20 protein-coding genes are annotated in these 19,656 nt (G+C 39.9%); 5 read left to right on the top strand and 15 right to left on the bottom strand.

All coding sequences use genetic code 11. The features are described 5' to 3' along the window. The 6 genes from AB7E53_RS09610 to AB7E53_RS09585 form a co-directional block, all read right to left on the bottom strand. Positions 1–494 (bottom strand): UDP-3-O-acyl-N-acetylglucosamine deacetylase (locus AB7E53_RS09610; RefSeq protein WP_446775376.1); only part of this gene is annotated, 494 nt, incomplete at its 3' end. Between the two features lie 8 nt (positions 495–502). Next, on the bottom strand, positions 503–1,549 hold the full coding sequence (lpxD, locus tag AB7E53_RS09605) for a UDP-3-O-(3-hydroxymyristoyl)glucosamine N-acyltransferase (protein ID WP_179398660.1): 1,047 nt from the start codon (positions 1,547–1,549) through the stop codon (positions 503–505). A gap of 107 nt (positions 1,550–1,656) precedes the next feature. Then, a complete protein-coding gene (gene pyrF, locus AB7E53_RS09600) occupies positions 1,657–2,493 on the bottom strand; it encodes an orotidine-5'-phosphate decarboxylase (RefSeq protein ID WP_079683488.1) in 837 nt (278 codons plus the stop codon). A 21-nt stretch (positions 2,494–2,514) separates the two neighbouring features. Beyond that, positions 2,515–3,600, bottom strand: a complete 1,086-nt coding sequence (gene prfA / locus AB7E53_RS09595) for a peptide chain release factor 1 (RefSeq protein WP_079683489.1) — start codon at positions 3,598–3,600, stop codon at positions 2,515–2,517. Between the two features lie 9 nt (positions 3,601–3,609). Next, a complete protein-coding gene (locus tag AB7E53_RS09590; RefSeq protein ID WP_079683490.1) occupies positions 3,610–4,776 on the bottom strand; it encodes an AIR synthase related protein in 1,167 nt (388 codons plus the stop codon). 41 nt (positions 4,777–4,817) lie between these two features. Next, positions 4,818–5,729 (bottom strand): glucosaminidase domain-containing protein, encoded by a 912-nt coding sequence (locus AB7E53_RS09585; protein WP_350457020.1) that lies wholly within the window; start codon positions 5,727–5,729, stop codon positions 4,818–4,820. 82 nt (positions 5,730–5,811) lie between these two features. On the opposite strand from AB7E53_RS09585, the gene cdd reads away from it, so the two are divergent. Continuing rightward, positions 5,812–6,291 carry a cytidine deaminase gene (gene cdd, locus AB7E53_RS09580; protein WP_079683492.1) on the top strand — a complete coding sequence of 160 codons (480 nt, stop codon included), beginning with the start codon at positions 5,812–5,814 and terminating at the stop codon, positions 6,289–6,291. 20 nt (positions 6,292–6,311) lie between these two features. On the opposite strand, the gene AB7E53_RS09575 is transcribed toward cdd, so the two are convergent. Next, positions 6,312–6,806 carry an N-acetyltransferase family protein gene (locus tag AB7E53_RS09575; protein WP_446775374.1) on the bottom strand — a complete coding sequence of 165 codons (495 nt, stop codon included), beginning with the start codon at positions 6,804–6,806 and terminating at the stop codon, positions 6,312–6,314. Between the two features lie 165 nt (positions 6,807–6,971). On the opposite strand from AB7E53_RS09575, the gene AB7E53_RS09570 reads away from it, so the two are divergent. Further along, on the top strand, positions 6,972–8,054 hold the full coding sequence (locus tag AB7E53_RS09570) for an Sb-PDE family phosphodiesterase (RefSeq protein ID WP_446775373.1): 1,083 nt from the start codon (positions 6,972–6,974) through the stop codon (positions 8,052–8,054). Between the two features lie 113 nt (positions 8,055–8,167). Here AB7E53_RS09570 and AB7E53_RS09565 read toward each other — a convergent pair whose 3' ends face one another. The 6 genes from AB7E53_RS09565 to AB7E53_RS09540 form a co-directional block, all read right to left on the bottom strand. After that, positions 8,168–8,806: a hypothetical protein gene (locus AB7E53_RS09565; protein ID WP_139376612.1), complete on the bottom strand. Its 639-nt coding sequence runs from the start codon at positions 8,804–8,806 to the stop codon at positions 8,168–8,170. A 152-nt stretch (positions 8,807–8,958) separates the two neighbouring features. Next, positions 8,959–10,707, bottom strand: coding sequence for a phospho-sugar mutase (locus tag AB7E53_RS09560; protein ID WP_446775371.1), 1,749 nt, complete (start codon positions 10,705–10,707; stop codon positions 8,959–8,961). 99 nt (positions 10,708–10,806) lie between these two features. After that, positions 10,807–12,501 carry a M23 family metallopeptidase gene (locus AB7E53_RS09555; RefSeq protein ID WP_179398655.1) on the bottom strand — a complete coding sequence of 565 codons (1,695 nt, stop codon included), beginning with the start codon at positions 12,499–12,501 and terminating at the stop codon, positions 10,807–10,809. An 18-nt stretch (positions 12,502–12,519) separates the two neighbouring features. Continuing rightward, positions 12,520–13,569, bottom strand: a complete 1,050-nt coding sequence (locus tag AB7E53_RS09550) for an endonuclease/exonuclease/phosphatase family protein (protein WP_446775369.1) — start codon at positions 13,567–13,569, stop codon at positions 12,520–12,522. Continuing rightward, entirely contained in the window at positions 13,562–15,022 is a 1,461-nt protein-coding gene (locus AB7E53_RS09545) for a hypothetical protein (RefSeq protein ID WP_446775367.1), read from the bottom strand. Before AB7E53_RS09545 ends, AB7E53_RS09550 begins: the two co-directional genes overlap by 8 nt. A 109-nt stretch (positions 15,023–15,131) precedes the next feature. Further along, positions 15,132–16,592 carry an aminoacyl-histidine dipeptidase gene (locus tag AB7E53_RS09540; protein WP_446775365.1) on the bottom strand — a complete coding sequence of 487 codons (1,461 nt, stop codon included), beginning with the start codon at positions 16,590–16,592 and terminating at the stop codon, positions 15,132–15,134. Between the two features lie 147 nt (positions 16,593–16,739). Between AB7E53_RS09540 and AB7E53_RS09535 the strand changes: the two genes are divergently transcribed. Then, positions 16,740–16,958: a hypothetical protein gene (locus AB7E53_RS09535; RefSeq protein WP_179398653.1), complete on the top strand. Its 219-nt coding sequence runs from the start codon at positions 16,740–16,742 to the stop codon at positions 16,956–16,958. 24 nt (positions 16,959–16,982) lie between these two features. Continuing rightward, entirely contained in the window at positions 16,983–17,588 is a 606-nt protein-coding gene (locus tag AB7E53_RS09530) for an OmpH family outer membrane protein (protein ID WP_079683499.1), read from the top strand. 109 nt (positions 17,589–17,697) lie between these two features. Here the strand turns inward: AB7E53_RS09530 and AB7E53_RS09525 are convergent, their stop codons facing one another. Both AB7E53_RS09525 and AB7E53_RS09520 read right to left on the bottom strand, forming a co-directional pair. Further along, on the bottom strand, positions 17,698–18,024 hold the full coding sequence (locus AB7E53_RS09525) for a hypothetical protein (RefSeq protein WP_079683500.1): 327 nt from the start codon (positions 18,022–18,024) through the stop codon (positions 17,698–17,700). After that, positions 18,025–18,330 (bottom strand): FtsB family cell division protein, encoded by a 306-nt coding sequence (locus tag AB7E53_RS09520; protein WP_179398652.1) that lies wholly within the window; start codon positions 18,328–18,330, stop codon positions 18,025–18,027. A gap of 93 nt (positions 18,331–18,423) precedes the next feature. Here AB7E53_RS09520 and AB7E53_RS09515 point away from each other — a divergent pair. Continuing rightward, positions 18,424–19,656 (top strand): DNA polymerase III subunit gamma/tau (locus AB7E53_RS09515; RefSeq protein ID WP_446775364.1); only part of this gene is annotated, 1,233 nt, incomplete at its 3' end.

Here is a 19,656-nt window from a genome sequence, read left to right as displayed (position 1 = left end):
GGTGAATCGAATGAAATAAGGGCGTTGATGCTGAACTTATCATCCGGAAGAATAATCAGAGACGAACCTGTAGCTTCGTCCTTCACCTCAATCTTGTGTTTTACAATGTAATAATCCTTAGGAGCGTTTTGTTCACAAACACCCACTCGCATAATTTCTTCCGTATAGAAGCGAGAGCTTCCGTCAAGGATAGGGAATTCTGGAGCATCCACTTCAATAAGGCAGTTGTCAATTTCGAAAGCATATAAAGCAGCCATAGCATGCTCAATAGTGCTAACCTGAACGCCATTTTTAGATATAACAGTACCTCTCTGTGTTCCGGCTACGTTTTCTGCCAAAGCATCTAGAGTAGGCTGAGCTTCCAGATCAACACGTTTAATTTTATAGCCGTGATTTTCCGGAGCAGGATTAAAAGTAATGTTGATATCCAATCCGGTATGCAAACCTTTACCTTGCAAAGAAAAACTTTGCTGAAGCGTTTTTTGTTTCTGCATAAGAATATTTATTTATTTGTAATTTCTTTTTTTAATTGTTCAATTTCACGCTGCATTTGGCCAATTGTGCGGTATAATTCCGGTAGTTTTGGAAAAATAACAGACGAACGCATGAAATCTTTGACAGGGAAGGCTGGAGAACCTAAATAGGTTTCACCTTCTTTGATTCCGGTGCCCAGCGTACCCGCCTGAGCTCCAAAGTTAACTTTATCAGGAATAGTGATATGACCAGCAATGCCAACCTGACCGCCAAACATACAATGTTTTCCTACCTTAGCCGATCCTGCAATACCAACCTGAGCAGCCATGACAGTATTTTCGCCAATTTCAACATTGTGCGCAATCTGAACGAGATTATCCAGCTTCACACCACGACGGATAATGGTTGAATCCATCACTGCACGGTCAATGGTAGTATTTGCTCCGATCTCAACATCGTCTTCTAATATAACATTTCCCAATTGAGGAATTTTATTGTATTTTTCTCCTTCGGGAGCGAACCCAAAACCATCGGCTCCGATTACTGATCCTGCATGTAGAATACATCGGCTTCCTACTATACATCCTTCATAAATGGTTACATGTGGATAAACGATTGTATTATCTCCAATTTTTACACCATCGCCAACATAAGCATAAGGATAAATTTTGCTATTGTTTCCGATAACAACATTTTCACCAATATAAGCAAAGTTTCCAATATAGCAGTCAGATCCAACTATTGCCGTAGCTGAAATACATGCAGAAGAGTCTACGCCAATTTTCTTTGGTTTGGCCTGTTCTACCATGTTTAATAACATCGCAAGTGCTGCATAGGCATTTGAAACTTTTATCAACGTTGCTCTTACAGGCTCCGATGGAGTGAAATCATTGTTTACCAAAACAATGCTTGCTTCAGTCGAATAGATATGATGTTCGTATTTAGGATTTGCTAAAAACGTCAATGTGCCCGGTTTTCCGGCTTCAATTTTAGAAAAATTATTAACCTTAACCTCCGGGTCTCCCGATACGGTTCCATTAAGAAAGCTCGCGATTTGTTGGGCTGTAAACTCCATTTTATATATGTTTGCGATTTTAAACCGTTGCAGATTCACCTCTGTCTCCAGAGGTAAAGCCGACAAAATTATAAAAATATTTTAAAGTACCTATTTTTTAGTTGCTATTAAGCCTTTATAATGCCTTTTTCGAGAAGGTAGATAGCCATTTCTTCCTGCACTTCACGTGCAGCAACTGCCGCGACTTCTGCAAATGCCGGAGTATTGTCAGCGTAAATGATTGCGCGTGATGAATTTACTAACAATCCGCATTGGTCGTTCATGCCGTATTGGGCAACTTCTTTAAGACTTCCACCCTGAGCGCCAACCCCGGGAACCAGTAAAAAATGGTTCGGTGCATGCTTTCTGATTTCCAAAAACATTTTACCTTGCGTGGCTCCTACTACATACATCATTTGTTCGTCTGAAGCCCACTCCTGCGACTTTTTAAGCACTTTTTCAAACAAGCGCACACCATTTACATCTTCAGTAAACTGAAAATCTTGTGAACCTTTATTGGAAGTAAGTGCAAGCAGAATAACCCAACTTTCCGGGTAGATTAAAAAAGGCTTCACACTGTCTTCACCCATGTAAGGAGCTACTGTTACAGCATCCACCTTCATATAGTCGAAAAACGAACGAGCATACATTTCCGATGTATTTCCAATATCTCCTCGTTTTGCATCTGCAATAATAAATTGGTCAGGGTAATTCGCTTTCAGGTAAGCAACTGTTTTCTCGAAAGCCATTAATCCCGGAACACCCAGACTTTCATAAAAAGCCAGGTTCGGTTTATAAGCAACACAATACGGAGCTGTTGAGTCAATTATCGCTTTATTGAACGCGAAAATGGGATCCTCTTCTGTCAGCAAATGCTGCGGGATTTTCTTTATATCCGTATCTAAACCCACGCAAAGGAAAGACTTCTTTTTCTGAATATTTTCAAATAGCTGTTGTTTGTTCATCCTTTTTAATTCTATTATCTTTTATAACTGGGCTTCTTTCAGTCGTTCGGCATTCTCTGCCACAATCAGCTGATCGATGATGGTTTGAATCTCACCGTCCATGATGGACGAAAGATTGTACAATGTAAGATTAATACGATGATCGGTAACTCGCCCTTGCGGGTAATTATAAGTCCTGATCTTCGCAGAGCGGTCGCCCGAAGAAACCATTGTTTTTCGTTTCGAAGCAATCTCATCAATATATTTCTGATATTCCATATTATAGATACGGCTTCTTAATTCGATTAATGCTTTCGCCTTATTCTTAAGCTGCGATTTTTGGTCCTGGCATTGAACGGTAATTCCCGTAGGAATGTGTACCAATCGAATGGCCGAATAGGTTGTATTTACCGATTGACCGCCGGCACCTGAAGAGCAAAACGTATCAACGCGGATATCCGATTCCTTTACCTCTACATCGAACTCATCGGCTTCAGGAAGTACAGCTACTGTTGCAGCCGAAGTATGTACGCGACCCTGGGTTTCAGTTTGCGGTACACGTTGAACACGGTGCACTCCCGATTCGTATTTCAGAATCCCATAAACCCCTTCACCTGTTACATTAAACACAATCTCTTTGTATCCTCCGTTGGTACCTTCACTGTAATCACTTACAGAAACTTTCCATCCTTTCCCTTCGCAGTATTTAACATACATACGATACAGATCTCCTGCAAAAATAGCCGCTTCATCACCACCTGTACCTCCACGTATTTCAACAATGGCATTCTTGTCGTCCTGCGGATCGGCAGGAACAAGAAGAAGTTTAATCTCCTCTTCCAAAACCGGAATACGGGTTGTACAGATTTCCAGTTCTTCTTTAGCGATTTCCTTCATTTCCGGATCCTGTTCATTTTCAAGTATCTCTTTGGCTTCTTCAATCCCATCTTTCATCTTTATATATTCAGAACGGGCAGCCACAATCTTTTCAAGATCGTGATACTCTTTATTTAATTTTACAAACCGTTTCATATCGGCAATCACTGCCGGGTCGGTTATCAACGTACCAACCTCTTCGAAACGACTGACAAGTCCATCTAACCTTTCTAATAAGTTACTTTCGGCCATCGGTTCTATTTAGTATACAAAGCGACCTTTCTCGCTTTCGATAATCAATTCATTTTTGGAAGCTTCTTCAACGAAACCTACTACACGGGCTTCAATTCCGAAAGAATTAGCCACAGCAATAACCTCATCAGCATGTTCTGGAGCTATATAAACCTCCATACGGTGCCCCATATTAAATACTTTATACATTTCGCTCCAGTCCGTTTTACTCTGTTCCTGAATAATCCGGAACAATGGAGGAACAGGAAATAAGTTATTTTTTGTAATGCGTTTATTTTCTACAAAGTGCATAACTTTAGTTTGCGCACCTCCGGAACAATGAACCATGCCGTGGATAGCCGGGCGTAATTTGTCAAGCAATACTTTTATAACAGGAGCATATGTACGGGTAGGAGAGAGCACTAGCTTGCCTGCATCAATACCCAATTCTTCTATCATGTCTGTAAGTTTCAATCCACCTGAATATACAAGCTCTTCAGGTACCGCAGCATCGTAACTTTCGGGATATTTAGCTGCAAGATATTTTGCAAATACATCGTGACGAGCTGAAGTCAGTCCGTTACTTCCGGTTCCTCCGTTGTACTCTTTTTCGTACGTTGCTTGTCCGAATGAGGCCATCCCTACAATAACATCACCACCCTGGATGTGGCTATTGTCTATAACTTCATCACGCTTCATACGACAGGTTACTGTACTGTCCACAATGATGGTGCGTACCAGATCGCCTACATCGGCAGTCTCGCCACCTGTGGCATAGCAACCTACACCCATTTCACGTAATTCCGCCAGCAATTCATCCGTGCCGTTTATAATGGCAGAGATCACTTCTCCCGGTATAAGTAATTTGTTCCGACCAATAGTTGATGAAATCAGTATATTGTCAACAGCACCCACACAAAGCAGGTCGTCTATATTCATAATCAACGCATCTTGTGCTATTCCTTTCCATACGGACAGATCGCCTGTTTCTTTCCAGTACATGTATGCTAACGAAGATTTGGTACCCGCACCATCAGCATGCATGATGTTGCAATAGGCCGGATCGCCACCTAGAATATCTGGAATTATTTTGCAAAATGCTTTCGGGAATATACCCTTGTCAATGTTCTTTATTGCATTATGAACATCTTCTTTAGAGGCAGATACACCTCTTAGGTTATAACGTTGATCACTCATTGTAGATAAATTTGGCTGCAAAGATACAATTATTTATACACTTACCGAAGTTTTAGCACATCTCCTTCTTCAGGTACGTACTCCATTTCCTTCTTGTTTAATTTGTACAAACTTTTCAGACGGATACCATATTGCTGAGAAATACTATGCATTGACTCGCCAACCTGTACTACATGATCGTAATATGGTTTGTCGGCTTTTTTCTTCTTTTTTTCAAGATATACAAGATCACCGGCTTGTAAAGGAAATCCTTCCGGAACCTCGTTGTATTTTCTAAGTTCTTTTTCTTTAAATCCAAGATTTTGAGCAATTGATTCGAATGAATCTCCTGCACGTGCAATCACATAAATCAGACCATGTGTTTTGTAAATTGTCATTTTTACCACAGGGAATTGTTCCTTTGAAGTGACCTTGGATGTACGACTGCCTTTATGAGTATCGTATCGATAAAGTTCGTAATCCTCGATTACCTTGATTAATTTATTGGCATATGCCTTATCTGTAGCGTAGCCACATTGTTGTAATCCTTTGGCCCATCCTTTATAGTCGGTGATATCCAGATCGAAAAGCACGGCATAACGTGGCCTGAAAGCCAGAAATTTGGAATGATCGGTGTAGGAATCTTCCACCTGGTCGTATTTACGAAAGCACTCTCCACGTAAATCGTCGTCGTGATATACTCTGCCTCCACGCCAGTCCGAATGACATTTGATTCCAAAGTGGTTGTTGGACTGACGGGCAAGAGAGCTTTGACCTGCTCCCGACTCCAGCAATCCTTGGGAGAGGGTGATGCTAGCTGGTATTTTATATTTTTTCTGATGCTCAATAGCTAGATTACTGTATTTGCTGATATATGCCTCGTATGACGAATTTTTACGCTGAGCATAACTCTGTACAGAGCCAATACCAATAAAAATAAGTAGAAGGGGAAGGATACGTACGAATAATCTCATAATATGCCAATCTATATTTCCGGACAAAGATATAATTTTATAAAAACAATTTAGTACATTTGCTTGAGTAAATATACAAGTTATGAGAAAAGACCGGATAGAAACAACAATAACCATCTGTTCGCTTCACGAATTGTCTCCAAGGGAACGTCTCCTTTGCGAGGCTGCTTACGAGGTCGCAAAAAATGCATATGCTCCTTATTCTCAGTTTAATGTAGGAGCTGCTGTTTTACTTGCAAACGGACAGATTATAACAGGCAGCAATCAGGAAAATGCCGCTTATCCATCAGGATTATGTGCCGAACGTGTGGCACTTTTTTATGCATCATCACACTATCCGGGCATTCCAGTTGAAGTGTTGGCTGTAACAGCAGTAACAGCAGGTAAGCAAGTGGAGCGTATTTCACCCTGTGGCGGATGCCGGCAGGTAATGAAAGAGGTGGAGAATCGGTATAAACAGCCTGTGAGGCTTTTATTATGCGGAAGAGAAGAGATTCTTTGCCTTGAATCGGCAGAAGATTTACTGCCTCTTTCCTTCGGTGAAAGTGATTTGTTACTTTAAAAGGGAGCAACCTTCGTGAACTATAAAATGATTTCCCAGTATGCTACGTCGATCCATTGATTAAACTTACGACCAGTTTGTTTGAAATGAGCCACCTTTTCAAAACCAAAACGTTCATGCAATCGAGCACTAGCTTCGTTTGGTTGAGCAACTCCGGCTATGATGGCATGCAGCGAATCTTTATCTAATTTTTTAAACAAAGTTTCGTATAATTTACTCCCAATACCTTGCCCTGTAAAATCTTTGTGTAGATATACCGATGATTCGGCCGTACTGTTGTAGGCACATCGATTTTTCCAGGAACTTACATAGCAATATCCAATTACATTTCCTTCATATTCACATACTAAATAGGGGTATACGGATGAAATATCCATTATCCGCTTTTCCATTTCATCTGTTGCTACGGCTGATGTTTCAAATGTTACGGTCGTATTTAGTACATAGTGGTTGTAAATCTGGCAAATTGAATTGGCATCGCTGACTACAGCATTTCGGATAGTATATTTTTCCATAATCTTTTCTTTAAGTTTTATATGAGAATTATATTCTCGCAAAAATATAAACTTTAGTAACATAGCTTCTGATAATTAATTATTTTCTTTTATATTATTTGTACCGATTTGTAAATTATTCCCTATTTTTGTTGCATTGATAACCTTATTAAATACCTGATTAAGATGAAAAAAGTACTTTCCTTTCTTTTTTTACTTGGATTAACCTTCAATTTATCTGCTCAGATAAGAACAGATCTTCGTCTGCCGGAACTAAACGGATACAAAGTTTTGAAATGTGATTTTCATATTCACACAGTTTTTTCTGATGGATTGGTTTGGCCTACGGTACGTGTCGATGAAGCTTACCGGGAAGGGCTCGATGTGATTGCTATCTCAGACCACATAGAATATCGTCCGCATAAAGATGATATCAAGGCCTCATTTAACCGCTCTTATGATATCGCTGAAAAATATGCAAAAGGTAAAGGTGTTACAGTTATTAAGGGAAGTGAAATAACTCGTTCCATGCCTCCGGGACACTCTAATGCATTATTCCTTTCCAACTGTGATTCTCTCGATACTCCAAACTATATGGATGCGTTTAGGGCTGCCAAGAAACAAAAAGCCTTTATATTTTGGAATCATCCGGGATGGGATGCACAGCAGCCGGATACAACATTATGGTGGAAAGAACACTCTGAATTATTTGATGGAGGTTACATGCATGGTATAGAGGTGGTGAATGGAAATGACTATTCTCCGGAAGCTCATCAATGGTGTTTGGATAAGAAGCTTACGATGCTTGGAAATACAGATATTCATGCTCCGATTCAGGCAGATTATGATTTTGCGAAAGGAGAGCACCGACCAATGACGTTGGTATTTGTGCGGGATAATTCAGTTCAGGGAATCAGAGAAGCATTGGAAAACAGACGAACTGTCGTTTATTTCCAGGACAAGATCGTAGGTGAAGAGGGCTATGTTAAAGAGTTATTTGAAAACTCTATTGATATATTGAGCGTAGACAAGAGCGAAAAGAATGTACGTATTGTCTTAAGAAATAAAACCGACCTGCCATTTAAATTAAAGAAAACAGCTCATGATATAAATCTTGTTTATTTTCGTGAATATGAAATTAAACCTCATGGAACACATGCAATAAATATAAAATTAAATAACGGGGTTAAAAGTGGTAATGTAAATTTTGAAGTAACCAATTTACTTGTAAAACCAAACATCGGAATGCAATATAGATATCCGTTGTAAACCGAAAGCTCTCCGGCTTTTCTCGTTTTTGTTATTTTTTTCGAGGCCATAAATTGTTGTCAGCAACTTTATGGCCTCTTTTGCGTATAAACTCCAATTATCGGACTACTTTGCTATTCTATGATTATCTCGTCGGGAATGGAGAGAAGGGTTGAATCGGGTTGGCTTTCATCAATCTTTGTAACCTCGAATGTGTAGTTAAGTACAGACGACGTAGTTACACGTTTTAGTACTACATTGTTCCATACGGTTACTTTGCTAACACTTCCTGCTCCTTGTTTTTCGGTAACTGTAAACAGTCTGCATGGTTTGTCTAAAAAAGTACCTGCACCTGTAAGTGTAAATGAATACAGCGATTTGTCAGAATCATCCGGATTGTCATAATTGGTAATTTTATCAATGCGATCATTTATTACCTCTTCTGTTCCTTTTTTTGCATCAAGGTCGATACTGTATTTGTAGTTGTCAAGATAAAGCGTTTGCAGATTTCTGCTTACTTTAAAATCTGCCACATCTTGGGTTTCAGTGTATAAGTTGGACCGTTTGTTGCCATATTCGTCAAAACAAACTTTTCCTGTTACATGGGTTGTGAGAGGAGGCTGACCGGGGAAATTCATTACACTTGACGATTTGTAATGAATCGTACCGTACTTTACTCCATATTGATTGGATGTAAGATGCTTTGTTTGTTGCGATACGGCTGGTAGGAAAGTAAGTGTTCCTAACAAACAAGTAAATAGAAATTTATTCATGGCAGCCTTGAATTTGGGATTTAATCATAACATAAACGTATTATACGTATCCATATTGCAATACGTCCTCATTTTTTCCAATGTAAAAACGGGAGTATGCAGTTGTCTGCACACTCCCGTTTATTTCAGAAAAATATAAATTATTCCAGAAATCAGATACCCAGAGATATCTTGATCTGGTTGATCTTTTCCTGAGCTGCTAATTCTGCGGCGGGCAGTTCTTCCAGATTTTTTACTTTGGAATGTACTTCGCAGTAGAATTTAATTTTTGGTTCCGTTCCGGAAGGCCTGATAGATACTTTGGTATTATCTTCTGTAAAATACTGGATTACATTCGATGTTGTAGGCATATCAAGGGTAATCTTTTCGTTTTCGGCCACGCTTAATCCTTTAAGTGTAGCATAGTCGTACACGTAAGTAACATTGGAGCCTGCAATTTGCGTAAGTGGATTTTCGCGGAAGTGCTTCATCATAGCTTCAATTTCTTCGGCTCCAGATTTACCTTTCTTCACAACAGAAATACCTGCTTCTTTAGAAAAACCATATTCTACATAGATGTTTTGAAGCAATTGATAGAGAGTCAGACCCTTGTCTTTAGCCCAGGCTGCAGTCTCTGCAAGCATCGTACAGGCAGAAACAGCATCTTTGTCGCGGACAAAATCTTCGCAAAGGAATCCGTAACTCTCTTCGCCTCCACCTATAAAGGTCTTCTTGCCTTCATTATCTTTCATAATGGCAGCAATCCATTTGAACCCGGTGTATACGTCATAAAGTTCAACGCCGTTACGTTCAGCAATGGTACGGATCAGTTCGGTGGAAACAATCGTTTTTACAATATATTCGTTTCCTTTAATTTTACCCAGCTCTTTCCAACGGGTAATCAGATAATACACAAACATGAGTGCGGTTTGATTTCCGTTAAGCAACACCCATTCTCCTTCGTTGTTCTTTACGGCTGCTCCCACTCGGTCTGCATCCGGGTCGGTAGCCAATACTAGTTCTGCATCTGTGTCTTTTGCCCGCTGTACAGCCATAGCTAATGCAGCCGGCTCTTCCGGGTTTGGAGAGATTACTGTTGGAAAATCACCACTAATTATATCTTGTTCGGGGACATGGATAATATTTGTAAAACCGAAGGCTTTCAACGCAGCAGGAACAATTTCGACACCTGTACCGTGAATAGGAGTATATACAATCTTCATATCCTTGTGGCGTGCGATTGATTCAGGAGAAAGAGATATGGTTGTGAGGTCGTTAATATACCGCTGATCCATCTCTTTTCCGATTACTTCTATAAGCGACTTATTACCTTTGAATTTAATCTCTCCGGCATTTCTTATCTGGTTGACTTCTGCAATAGTATTGCGGTCGTGAGGAGCGATCATCTGTGCTCCATCATCCCAATATGCTTTATATCCATTGTATTCTTTTGGATTGTGTGAAGCAGTAAGAATGATTCCGCTCTGACATCCAAGTTTTCGGATAGCATAAGACATCTCGGGAGTAGGACGAAGATTTTCAAATATATAAGCCTTGATTCCATTTGCTGAGAAGATGTCAGCCGAAATTTCAGCGAACTTACGGCTGTTGTTGCGGCAATCATGGCCGATTACCACTTTAATCTGCGGTAATTTTGAAAATTCTTTTTTAAGGTAATTGGATAAACCCTGAGTGGCCGCACCCACCGTATAAATGTTCATGCGGTTGGAGCCAACGCCCATAATTCCACGAAGACCGCCTGTACCGAATTCAAGATCCTTATAAAAAGCTTCAATCAGTTCGCTTGGATCTTCATTGTCAAGCATCCGTTTTACTTCGGCACGTGTTTCTGCGTCATAGCTTTCAGAAAGCCAACCTTGAGCTTTCGATCTTACCATTGCTAACAAATCGCTGTTTTCCATTTTTTTACTATGTTTATTTACTACTCTTTCTGAATTCAAAGATACAAAATAATTGGTTTTCTCAAATGATCTACCCTATAATTTGGGATCAGAACCATTTTACCAGGTAAAGCTTGTTGAATATTTGCTGGTATTACCACATGCATCAGTCACAACAAAAGTAAGTGAATGTTTGCCTCTGGATAATCTGGATGGATCAAATTTATAGGTAATCAGTCCTTTACTTCCATCATATTCGAATAATGCAAATTCGCCATCAATCTCTCCACGATAAATCTCCATACCACTCAGGTTGTCAGAAACCCTGAAAGCAATCGCTCGCTTTGAAACCCACTGAGCTGGAGCAACAGGGATTATCTTGGGAGGAACGGTATCTTGCATTACTGTATAGGTCCCCAAATCACGAATTTTTGTATCTATCCAACCATTACGGTAGGTGCCCCCCTTCCAGGTGCGGTGCCCTTTGTTTAGGTACACCATCCCGTATTGATTTTTGTTTTCAAGAGAATCTTTTTGTATTTTGATTGATAATTCTGCCTCCTTGTGTAATGGCACCAACGGATTATGTAAAGTATGTGTGGCACTAAGTGCATTTTCGTCTTCTTTTACACTGTATTCAAAAAAGAAGTCGGTGTATAGATTTCCTTTAGGAATATGTAAACGTACTCCTTTGGCCCCAAAACGATTGTCTCCCGACCAAGAAAAGTGTTCTGTTCCCTCAGGCTTTTTTACTTTGGGAATATCTTGTTTTTTTCCATTTACTTCAAACGAGAAGTGTGTGGAATTACCATAGGCATCCTTTAGAAGATAGCTAATCATATAGGTTCGTTCTTCTTTTATCGTCAGTACTCCCCGGTTTTTACTTTCAATGAAACGTAGTTTATTGCCTGGTTCAACAAAAGATTTTGAGAAAAAAGCCCTGTGTTGTTTCCATTCTTCATAATCAATCAGGCTATTTATGTAACGGGTTTCAGGGAAAGCATAACGATCCAGATTGCTTCGAAACACCTCTTGATCATCTACCGTAAGAATCACCTCCTTTATCCCATAAATATTTCCTGTTTCGTTCATGTAATCATAGGCTTTGATAGCAAAGCCTACCTCTCCCCACGCTTCAATTTTTCCAACAATCCTTTGTTTTCCTGATTTATCGGTCGCGAGTCTGACGGCCTGCTTCTCCACTTTACCGTTTATACTCCCTTTTTGAGCTACAGGATAAACCATTAATCCTTGCAAGCGGGGGGGGCGATTATCTTTGAGCCGACTTTTATAGAACGGGATGGGGTCCATAGTCTCCTCTGTCTCTGTATCACGTATTTCAAAATGCAGGTGAGGACCGGCCGAAGTTCCCTCATTGCCGCTATAGGCGATCAAGTCACCTTTTTTTACTGGAAAAAGGTCTTCAGGTAATTGTAGGTCAACACTGAATGATTCACGCTTATACTGTTGTTTGCGGATATAGTCCTCGACCTCCTTTGTAAAGCCTTTGATGTGGCCATATACCGTAGTCATACCATTTGGATGTGTCATGTAGAGTGCTTTCCCAAATCCCCAGGGACTTACCAGCACGCGGGAAATATAGCCATCATATACAGCATAAACAGGTTTTCCAACCACTCCTTGTGTTTTAAAGTCGATTCCCGAATGAAAATGATTGCTTCTGAATTCTCCAAAATTACCGCTCAAATACAGGGGGATATCCATGGGAGCCCTTAAAGGAGTATCTTGAGCGTTGACGTGAACTCCGGCTGCTCCTGTCAGCAGGCAGAAGCATAGAGGTATATATCGTAACATGTATCTTTTTTTTAATAATTAAGGAGCCAAAGGTAAGGAAAAATCTACAAGTAAAGGCAAATGATCACTATAACCTCCCTCATATTTATATCCATAATAGGTGCGGAAAGGTCTTGTTCCATGATAGGTTTTGTCGGTTTTAAAGAGAAATTGAGGAGTAAATAACCGGTTGCTTCCCGGTATAAGATGCATAGGATTCCGCGAATCAAGCAGTGTGCCGGTAACAATAATCTGATCCAGCTGAGCCCATTCTCCCTGGTATTTATGGGATCCGGGTTTTGCTAATTGCTCTGAATTTGAAAATAAATTATAAAGAGAGTGGGCAGAGGTGGTATCAGAAGGATAAGACATGGTTTTGATTCCATGGATAATACTTTTGTCAGACGGAGTGTCGTTGAAATCACCCATAATGATAAACTGAGGATTCTTACGGTTTAATAATAACGAATCACAAGTATTTCGAAGCATTCTTGCCGCATCCATTCTGTCTGCTTCAGTGGCCTTTTCGCCTCCGGAACGGCTTGGAAAGTGGCAAACAAATACATCAAGTGTGTCACCGGAAAGAATTTTACCGCTTACGCGAAGGATGTCTCTCGAACGTTTGTCTGGGTGTTTCCGGAATTTAATCCGGATAGATTGGTGTTCAATATATGCAAATTGATCGCGTTGATAGAGTAGAGCAACATCGATTCCACGATTATCCGGACTGTTGGTCATACAATACCGGTAGTCTTGTTGCCGTAAAGGAGTTTTGTTTAGCAGGTGTATGATGGTGGAATCGTTTTCCACCTCGCATAGACCAACCAATGCTGGTGTTTGCCATTCGCCGGCCGCAGTAATTACTTTAGCTATCTGTTGAAGTTTTTGATAATATCGTCCTTTAGTCCATCTAAGTATTCCATCAGGTAAAAATGACTGATCATCTTTTATGGGATCGTCTTCGCAATCAAACAAATTTTCTACATTGTAACTCATCACCCTAAAAGTTCGCTGTCCATATAGCCGAGTTAGGGGTACGAGAGAAAGTATAAACAGGCAGGTTAAGGTTATACAGGCTCGTTTATTCATTAGCTTCGCGGATATATTCGTAAGCGCCGATATCTGGCCCGTCGCTATCATTGAGTCTGTTTACACCAAAACGATCCAAAGGATATTTTACAGAAAATGAGCGTGCAGCTTTACCCCGAACAATGGATGTTGAATCGGGTCTGAAGTCGTAGCGGTAATCGCCAGCCTCACCAGATAGACGGTAACCGGGACTTGTACCCCAAAGAATATCAGTAAAGTGAACATTAGCCTCCTCCTTGCTTTTTATGAGACAATTGGTGAATTGATAGCTGAATGCATCCTGACTTGTTCCTTGCTGATAATACAATGCTAATTCGCCGGTGGAAAGGTTTCCATCGATAACGCAATTTTGAAAGTTGGCTTTCTGAAGTGGATAAAGAACAACCTTGTTTTCGGCATTAGTAAGATTGTTCGACAAAATGAGAGTGGGTACTGTACGTGCACCAAAAGCAAAATTATTAGCAAGTGTACAATGAGTAAAACTATATCGGCCTCCTACAAGCATAACTACTGCCTCTCCTGAATTACTGAATTCGGTGTTGTAAGCCTCAATATTACAATTGACTGCAGAAAAAAGATATCCATCGGAATTGGTAATTTGAGAGTTCCCGATAATCAACTTGCTTTTTTCGGGATCTGCCTGCGTCATTGTAATGCCACTGCTTCCGTTACGCACAACTACATGATCAAGGATATTTCCATAACTAGTAGACGCAAAATAGATTCCTCCCCATTGGTCAGGAATCAGATCGTATGGCAGATTGTCCAATAATTTATCAAGACGGTCTCCCCTTATAATGATTGGAGCCGTTCGGGTGCCTTTAGCAATCAAGGTTCCACGTACAATCAAATTTGCTTTGTCGTGCATATAAATACGAGTCCCTTGTTCGAGTGTAACAGTAGCTTCTTTAGCTATAACCAGACTATCGTATACGAGGTAGGGTTGTTTAGCTGTTAAAAGAGTGTCTTTTGCGAGAATTGTACCTCCTTTGCAAAGCACTACATCTTGTCCGAAGGCTTGTAGTTTTACAGCTTGTCTGACTCCGTTGGTAGTGAAGATTACAGAATCCTCTATCAGTAAGGGTTGATTTGTTCCGTTGGGATTTACAGTCACTTCAATAAAAACATATAAACTATCATTTGGCCTTACCTCCACATCCTGAAAATTAGTCCCTTTTAAACCATCCACATTAATCCTAAATCCTTTTTTTTCTCCCTGAGCCAGTTCTATGGATTGAATATTAAGCGGTTTATCAAAAATATTATACACCATGAATTGTTTGGTAGTTGAACCAATGGTACTGAAGATCGTGTCGAAAGAAACCGTATCAGTCGAGAACCGTAAGTTATAGTTCGAGCCAGTGGCATAATTTTCGTCCATACCATCGCAACCGGTTACCAGTTGACTTAGTACGGCAAGTAAAATAGAAACGAAAATCAGCCCTTTTTTCATGATCATAATCTTTTGAAACTTCTGTAAGAATCTATTATGTTTATATGCAACAAGGCCGGGCTCCGGAAAGAAACCCAGCCTTGTTTATTTTAACGTAGCATAACCTTAATTATTTTGCAGGAACGCTTTTTAATACTTCAAGTAAATGATCCCACCACAATTGAACAGTTGCAATTTCGATGCGTTCGTTGGGTGAGTGAACATCTCGCAGGGTTGGACCGAAAGAGATCATATCCAACTGTGGATATTTTTCGAGGAAAAGTCCGCATTCCAGACCTGCATGTATCGCTTTTATTTTGGCTTCTTTGTTAAAAAGACGTTTGTATGCATCTTGAGCCACCTGCAGAATCGCCGAATTTGGGTTAGGAGCCCATCCCGGATATCCATCGCCGTGCGCAACAGAAGCTCCGGCAAGCAGGAAGGTAGATGCCACCATATTGGCAGCATAAACTTTGCATGAATCGATGGAGCTACGCTGACTGGTTCCAACTACAATTGTATTTCCTTCCTTCATTTTAACAGAAGCCAGATTTGTAGAGGTTTCAACAAGGCCTTCGATATCCTGGCTCATGCCTAAAACGCCGTGCGGACAAGCATGCATTGAGTAGATAAGATTTGTAGCCGTTGTTTCGTCAATACAGAAAGCAGGCTTTTCAGCCGATTCAAGCAATAACTTAACGTTGGTGTCTACATGTTTTAATTCATTTTCAATGTCTGTTGTAAAATGATTTAGTAAAACCCTTACACTTTCTTTTGCATTGTAGGGAACTCCTACAACTGCATGTGCTTCGCGGGCAATTGCGTTACGCAGATTTCCTCCGTCGATGCTGCAAAGGACTAAAGAACCTATTTCCTTTTTTAGCAGGAACAGATAACGAACAAGAATTTTGTTTGCATTACCTAATTGTTTATGTATTTCTCCACCCGAATGTCCGCCGTTTAATCCTTTTACATCTATACGGAAATAAAACATTCCTTCTGGTGCAGCCTGCGGAGTATATGTGAACGTTGCAGCCGTATCCTTACCTCCTGCGCAACCCATAAAGATTTCTCCTTCGTCTTCGCTATCAAGATTTAATAAAATATTACCTGTAAGGAATCCCTTCTCCAACATCTTGGCACCTGTAAGTCCGGTTTCTTCGTCTACAGTAAACAAACATTCAATAGGACCATGTTCAATATCGTTTGATGCAAGCAATGCCAGTTCTGCAGCAACTCCAATACCGTTATCCGCTCCAAGAGTAGTGCCGTTTGCGCGAAGCCATCCGTTTTCAACAATCGTCTCAATAGGATCGTTGTCAAAATCGTGTTCCGTTCCATTGTTCTTTTCACAAACCATGTCCACATGTGATTGTAAGATCACCGTAGGTACGTTCTCTTTTCCTTGAGTAGCTGGTTTCGACATGAGGATATTACCGCTTGCATCCTTTTTGATCGCAATTTTATGTTCTGCTGCAAAGGTTTCCAGATACTTAATTATTTTTTCTTCTTTTTTTGAAGGACGGGGTACCTGTGTTACCTCGTGGAAGTATTTCCATACTAAAGCAGGTGATAAATCTGTAATCTTCATAATGTTATAATGTATTATTGATGATGCCTCATCATTAAATATTTATTAAGCAAATGAGTCTTTCTCGAAAAAATATTGAATAAAATACCAAAAAGGCACTTTGTAATCAGTTAAACTCTTATATTTGCGTCCACAAATATATAGAAAATGCTAATAACGTTATTACTTACAGTCTTAATTCTTGTTATTTGTGCCATGTTACTTGGCATAAAAATAATATTTGTAAAAGGAGGTCAATTTCCTAATACGCATGTTGGAGGGAATAAAGCTCTTGCGGAGAAAGGAATTCATTGTCACACTTCGCAAGATAAGGAAGCCGAAAACAATAAAAATTTGTTTGAGCGTTTGGAAGAAATAAAAAAATAATATAAAGATTTTAAATTACACTTTATGAAGAACATTAACTACATTATTAATGGTGTACTTGCGTTAGCAGTCGTGATTTTGTTTGTATTGCAATTTACAGGTAAAAAAGAATCTGGTGTTACCAAAACATTTACGGCTGAAGAAAGTGCCTCCGGCTTACTTCCAATAGCTTATGTTAATGTGGATTCTCTGCTTCTTAATTATAATTATTCGAAGGATTTGAATGAAATAATAATAAAGAAACAAGAAAATTCCCGTGCGAGCGTTAATCAGAAACTACGTTCGTTACAAACAGAAATGCAGGATTTTCAACGTAAGGTAGAAAACAATGCTTTCCTTACCCGCGAACGCGCAGAGCAGGAACAGGCACGTTTGATGAAGAAGCAGCAGGAACTTCAGGATTTCGACAATCGTTTGGCACAGGAGCTGGTTTCCGAGCAACAGAGATTGAACGAACAACTTCGCGACACATTGGTTTCTCAGCTTCGTGTCTATAACAAAGACAAAGGTTATCAGGTTATTCTAAGCAACACAATGGGAGATAATATCTTGTTGGCTGGTGATGCATATGATATCACAAAAGAGGTTATAGAATACCTTAACAAGAATTATGCACCTGCAAGCAAGTAATTCAATCAATAAGATAGAATAAAAAAGGAGTCTCTTTCGGGACTCCTTTTTTATTCTATCTAAAATATACTGATGTCAGCGACTGTAATCGTATTGACAGTAATGCAGATTATTTTTCCTTGGGTGTAACAAATGCCGTATAGACCTGCAGCAATGCTGCGATGGATAAGCATAAAATCCATTCGGTACGGTGTTTGAACATAAATGCCGAAGATGCCAACATGAGTATTCCGGCAAAAATATTAAAACGATGCAATCTCCTCCGTCTGAAGTCGAGAACCTGATAGGGAGCTGTAAGGTAACTTAGACAAATCCCTGCCGATCCGAATGCAAATACGTACGGAGCATAAATCCATTGGGTAAGATAAAGAATTGTCCCTGTAAGTACCAGTATCCCGGAAAAATTGTAAATGGTAGTTCTTATTTGCTTGTTCATTTATTTCTCTTTAATAATAAAAACATCTTCGTCGGCTTTTTTCATCAGATACTCTTCGCGGGCAAAGCGTTCCAATCCTTCCTTATCGGTTCGAAGATCATTTAATTTTTTAGTGTTGATTTCAATCTCTTCTTTGTATTGTTTAATCTCTTTTTCCAGCTCCTGTATTTTCTTGATATAGACGTATCGTTTATACAGATTACTGTCGCCTGCCGTAAAGGTAAGGCCGAGGAAAAGAATCGTAACCAGCCAATACTTGTTGATTCTGGAAAGATACCGATCATAAAAATCTTTTAAACGCGACATACAAGTAATTTTTGCAAAGGTAAAAAATTTTCCCTGTATAGTATTGCATGAAGGATTTGTTTATCTTTGTGTGATTAATAAAAAGAGCATAGAATGGATAACTACATAGTTTCGGCAAGAAAATACAGACCCTCTACGTTTCGAAGTGTTGTTGGTCAGCAATCTCTCACCACGACCCTTAAAAATGCAATTCACAGCAACAAACTGGCACATGCCTACTTGTTTTGCGGGCCTCGTGGAGTAGGGAAGACATCCTGTGCCCGTATTTTCGCAAAGACTATCAATTGTATGAATCTTACTTCGGAGGGAGAAGCTTGTAACGAATGTGAATCTTGTAAGGCATTCAACGAACAACGCTCATACAATATTCATGAATTGGATGCTGCGTCTAACAATTCGGTAGACGACATCCGTTCCTTGATCGAACAGGTTCGCATTCCTCCACAGATTGGAAAATATAAAGTGTATATAATTGATGAGGTTCACATGTTATCTCCAGCCGCCTTCAATGCTTTCCTGAAGACGCTTGAAGAACCTCCGCATCATGCATTATTTATTTTGGCAACCACAGAAAAGCATAAGATATTACCAACCATCTTGTCGCGTTGTCAGATTTACGACTTCTCCAGAATTTCTATTTCGGATACGGTTGCTCATTTGCAATATGTTGCAGCCAGCGAAGGGGTTACGGCCGATGCCGATGCTTTGAACGTTATCGCTCAGAAATCGGATGGAGGAATGCGTGATGCACTTTCTATTTTTGACCAGGTTGTGAGTTATACAGGTGGTAATATTACATATCAGACTGTAATTGATAACCTCAATGTGCTGGATTATGAATACTATTTTAAACTAACAGAAGCCATTCTGTCTTCCAAGGTTTTTGATGCGTTATTGATTCTGAATAATATATTAAATAAAGGATTTGACGGACAGCATGTGATTACCGGACTGGCCAGTCACTTCAGAGACCTTCTTGTTTGCAGAGACAAAGAAGCCCTGGTGTTATTTGAAGTAGGAGCAACCATTCGAGAAAGGTACCTTTCTATGGCAATGAACTGTCCGGATACGTTTTTATTTAAAGCCATTGAACTTGCCAATACATGCGACCTCAACTACAGAGCAAGTAACAATAAGCGCCTTTTGCTTGAACTCACTTTAATTCAATTGTGTCAGTTGCAAGCCCAGAACGAAGGTCCTGATTCAAAAAAAAAAGGAATAATTGAATCAATCCCTCAGCAAGCTCCCGTTCATTCCAATTCATCTGTTCAGCAGGGTCCGCAACGAACCGCCCCTGTAACGCAGCAAACAGCACCGGTAAATAAT

Source organism: Macellibacteroides sp., assembly GCF_050251695.1.
In the GTDB taxonomy this organism is placed as follows: domain Bacteria; phylum Bacteroidota; class Bacteroidia; order Bacteroidales; family Tannerellaceae; genus Macellibacteroides; species Macellibacteroides fermentans.
Note: the sequence above shows the minus strand (reverse complement) of the source record. Positions and strands in the feature narration are given on the sequence as shown.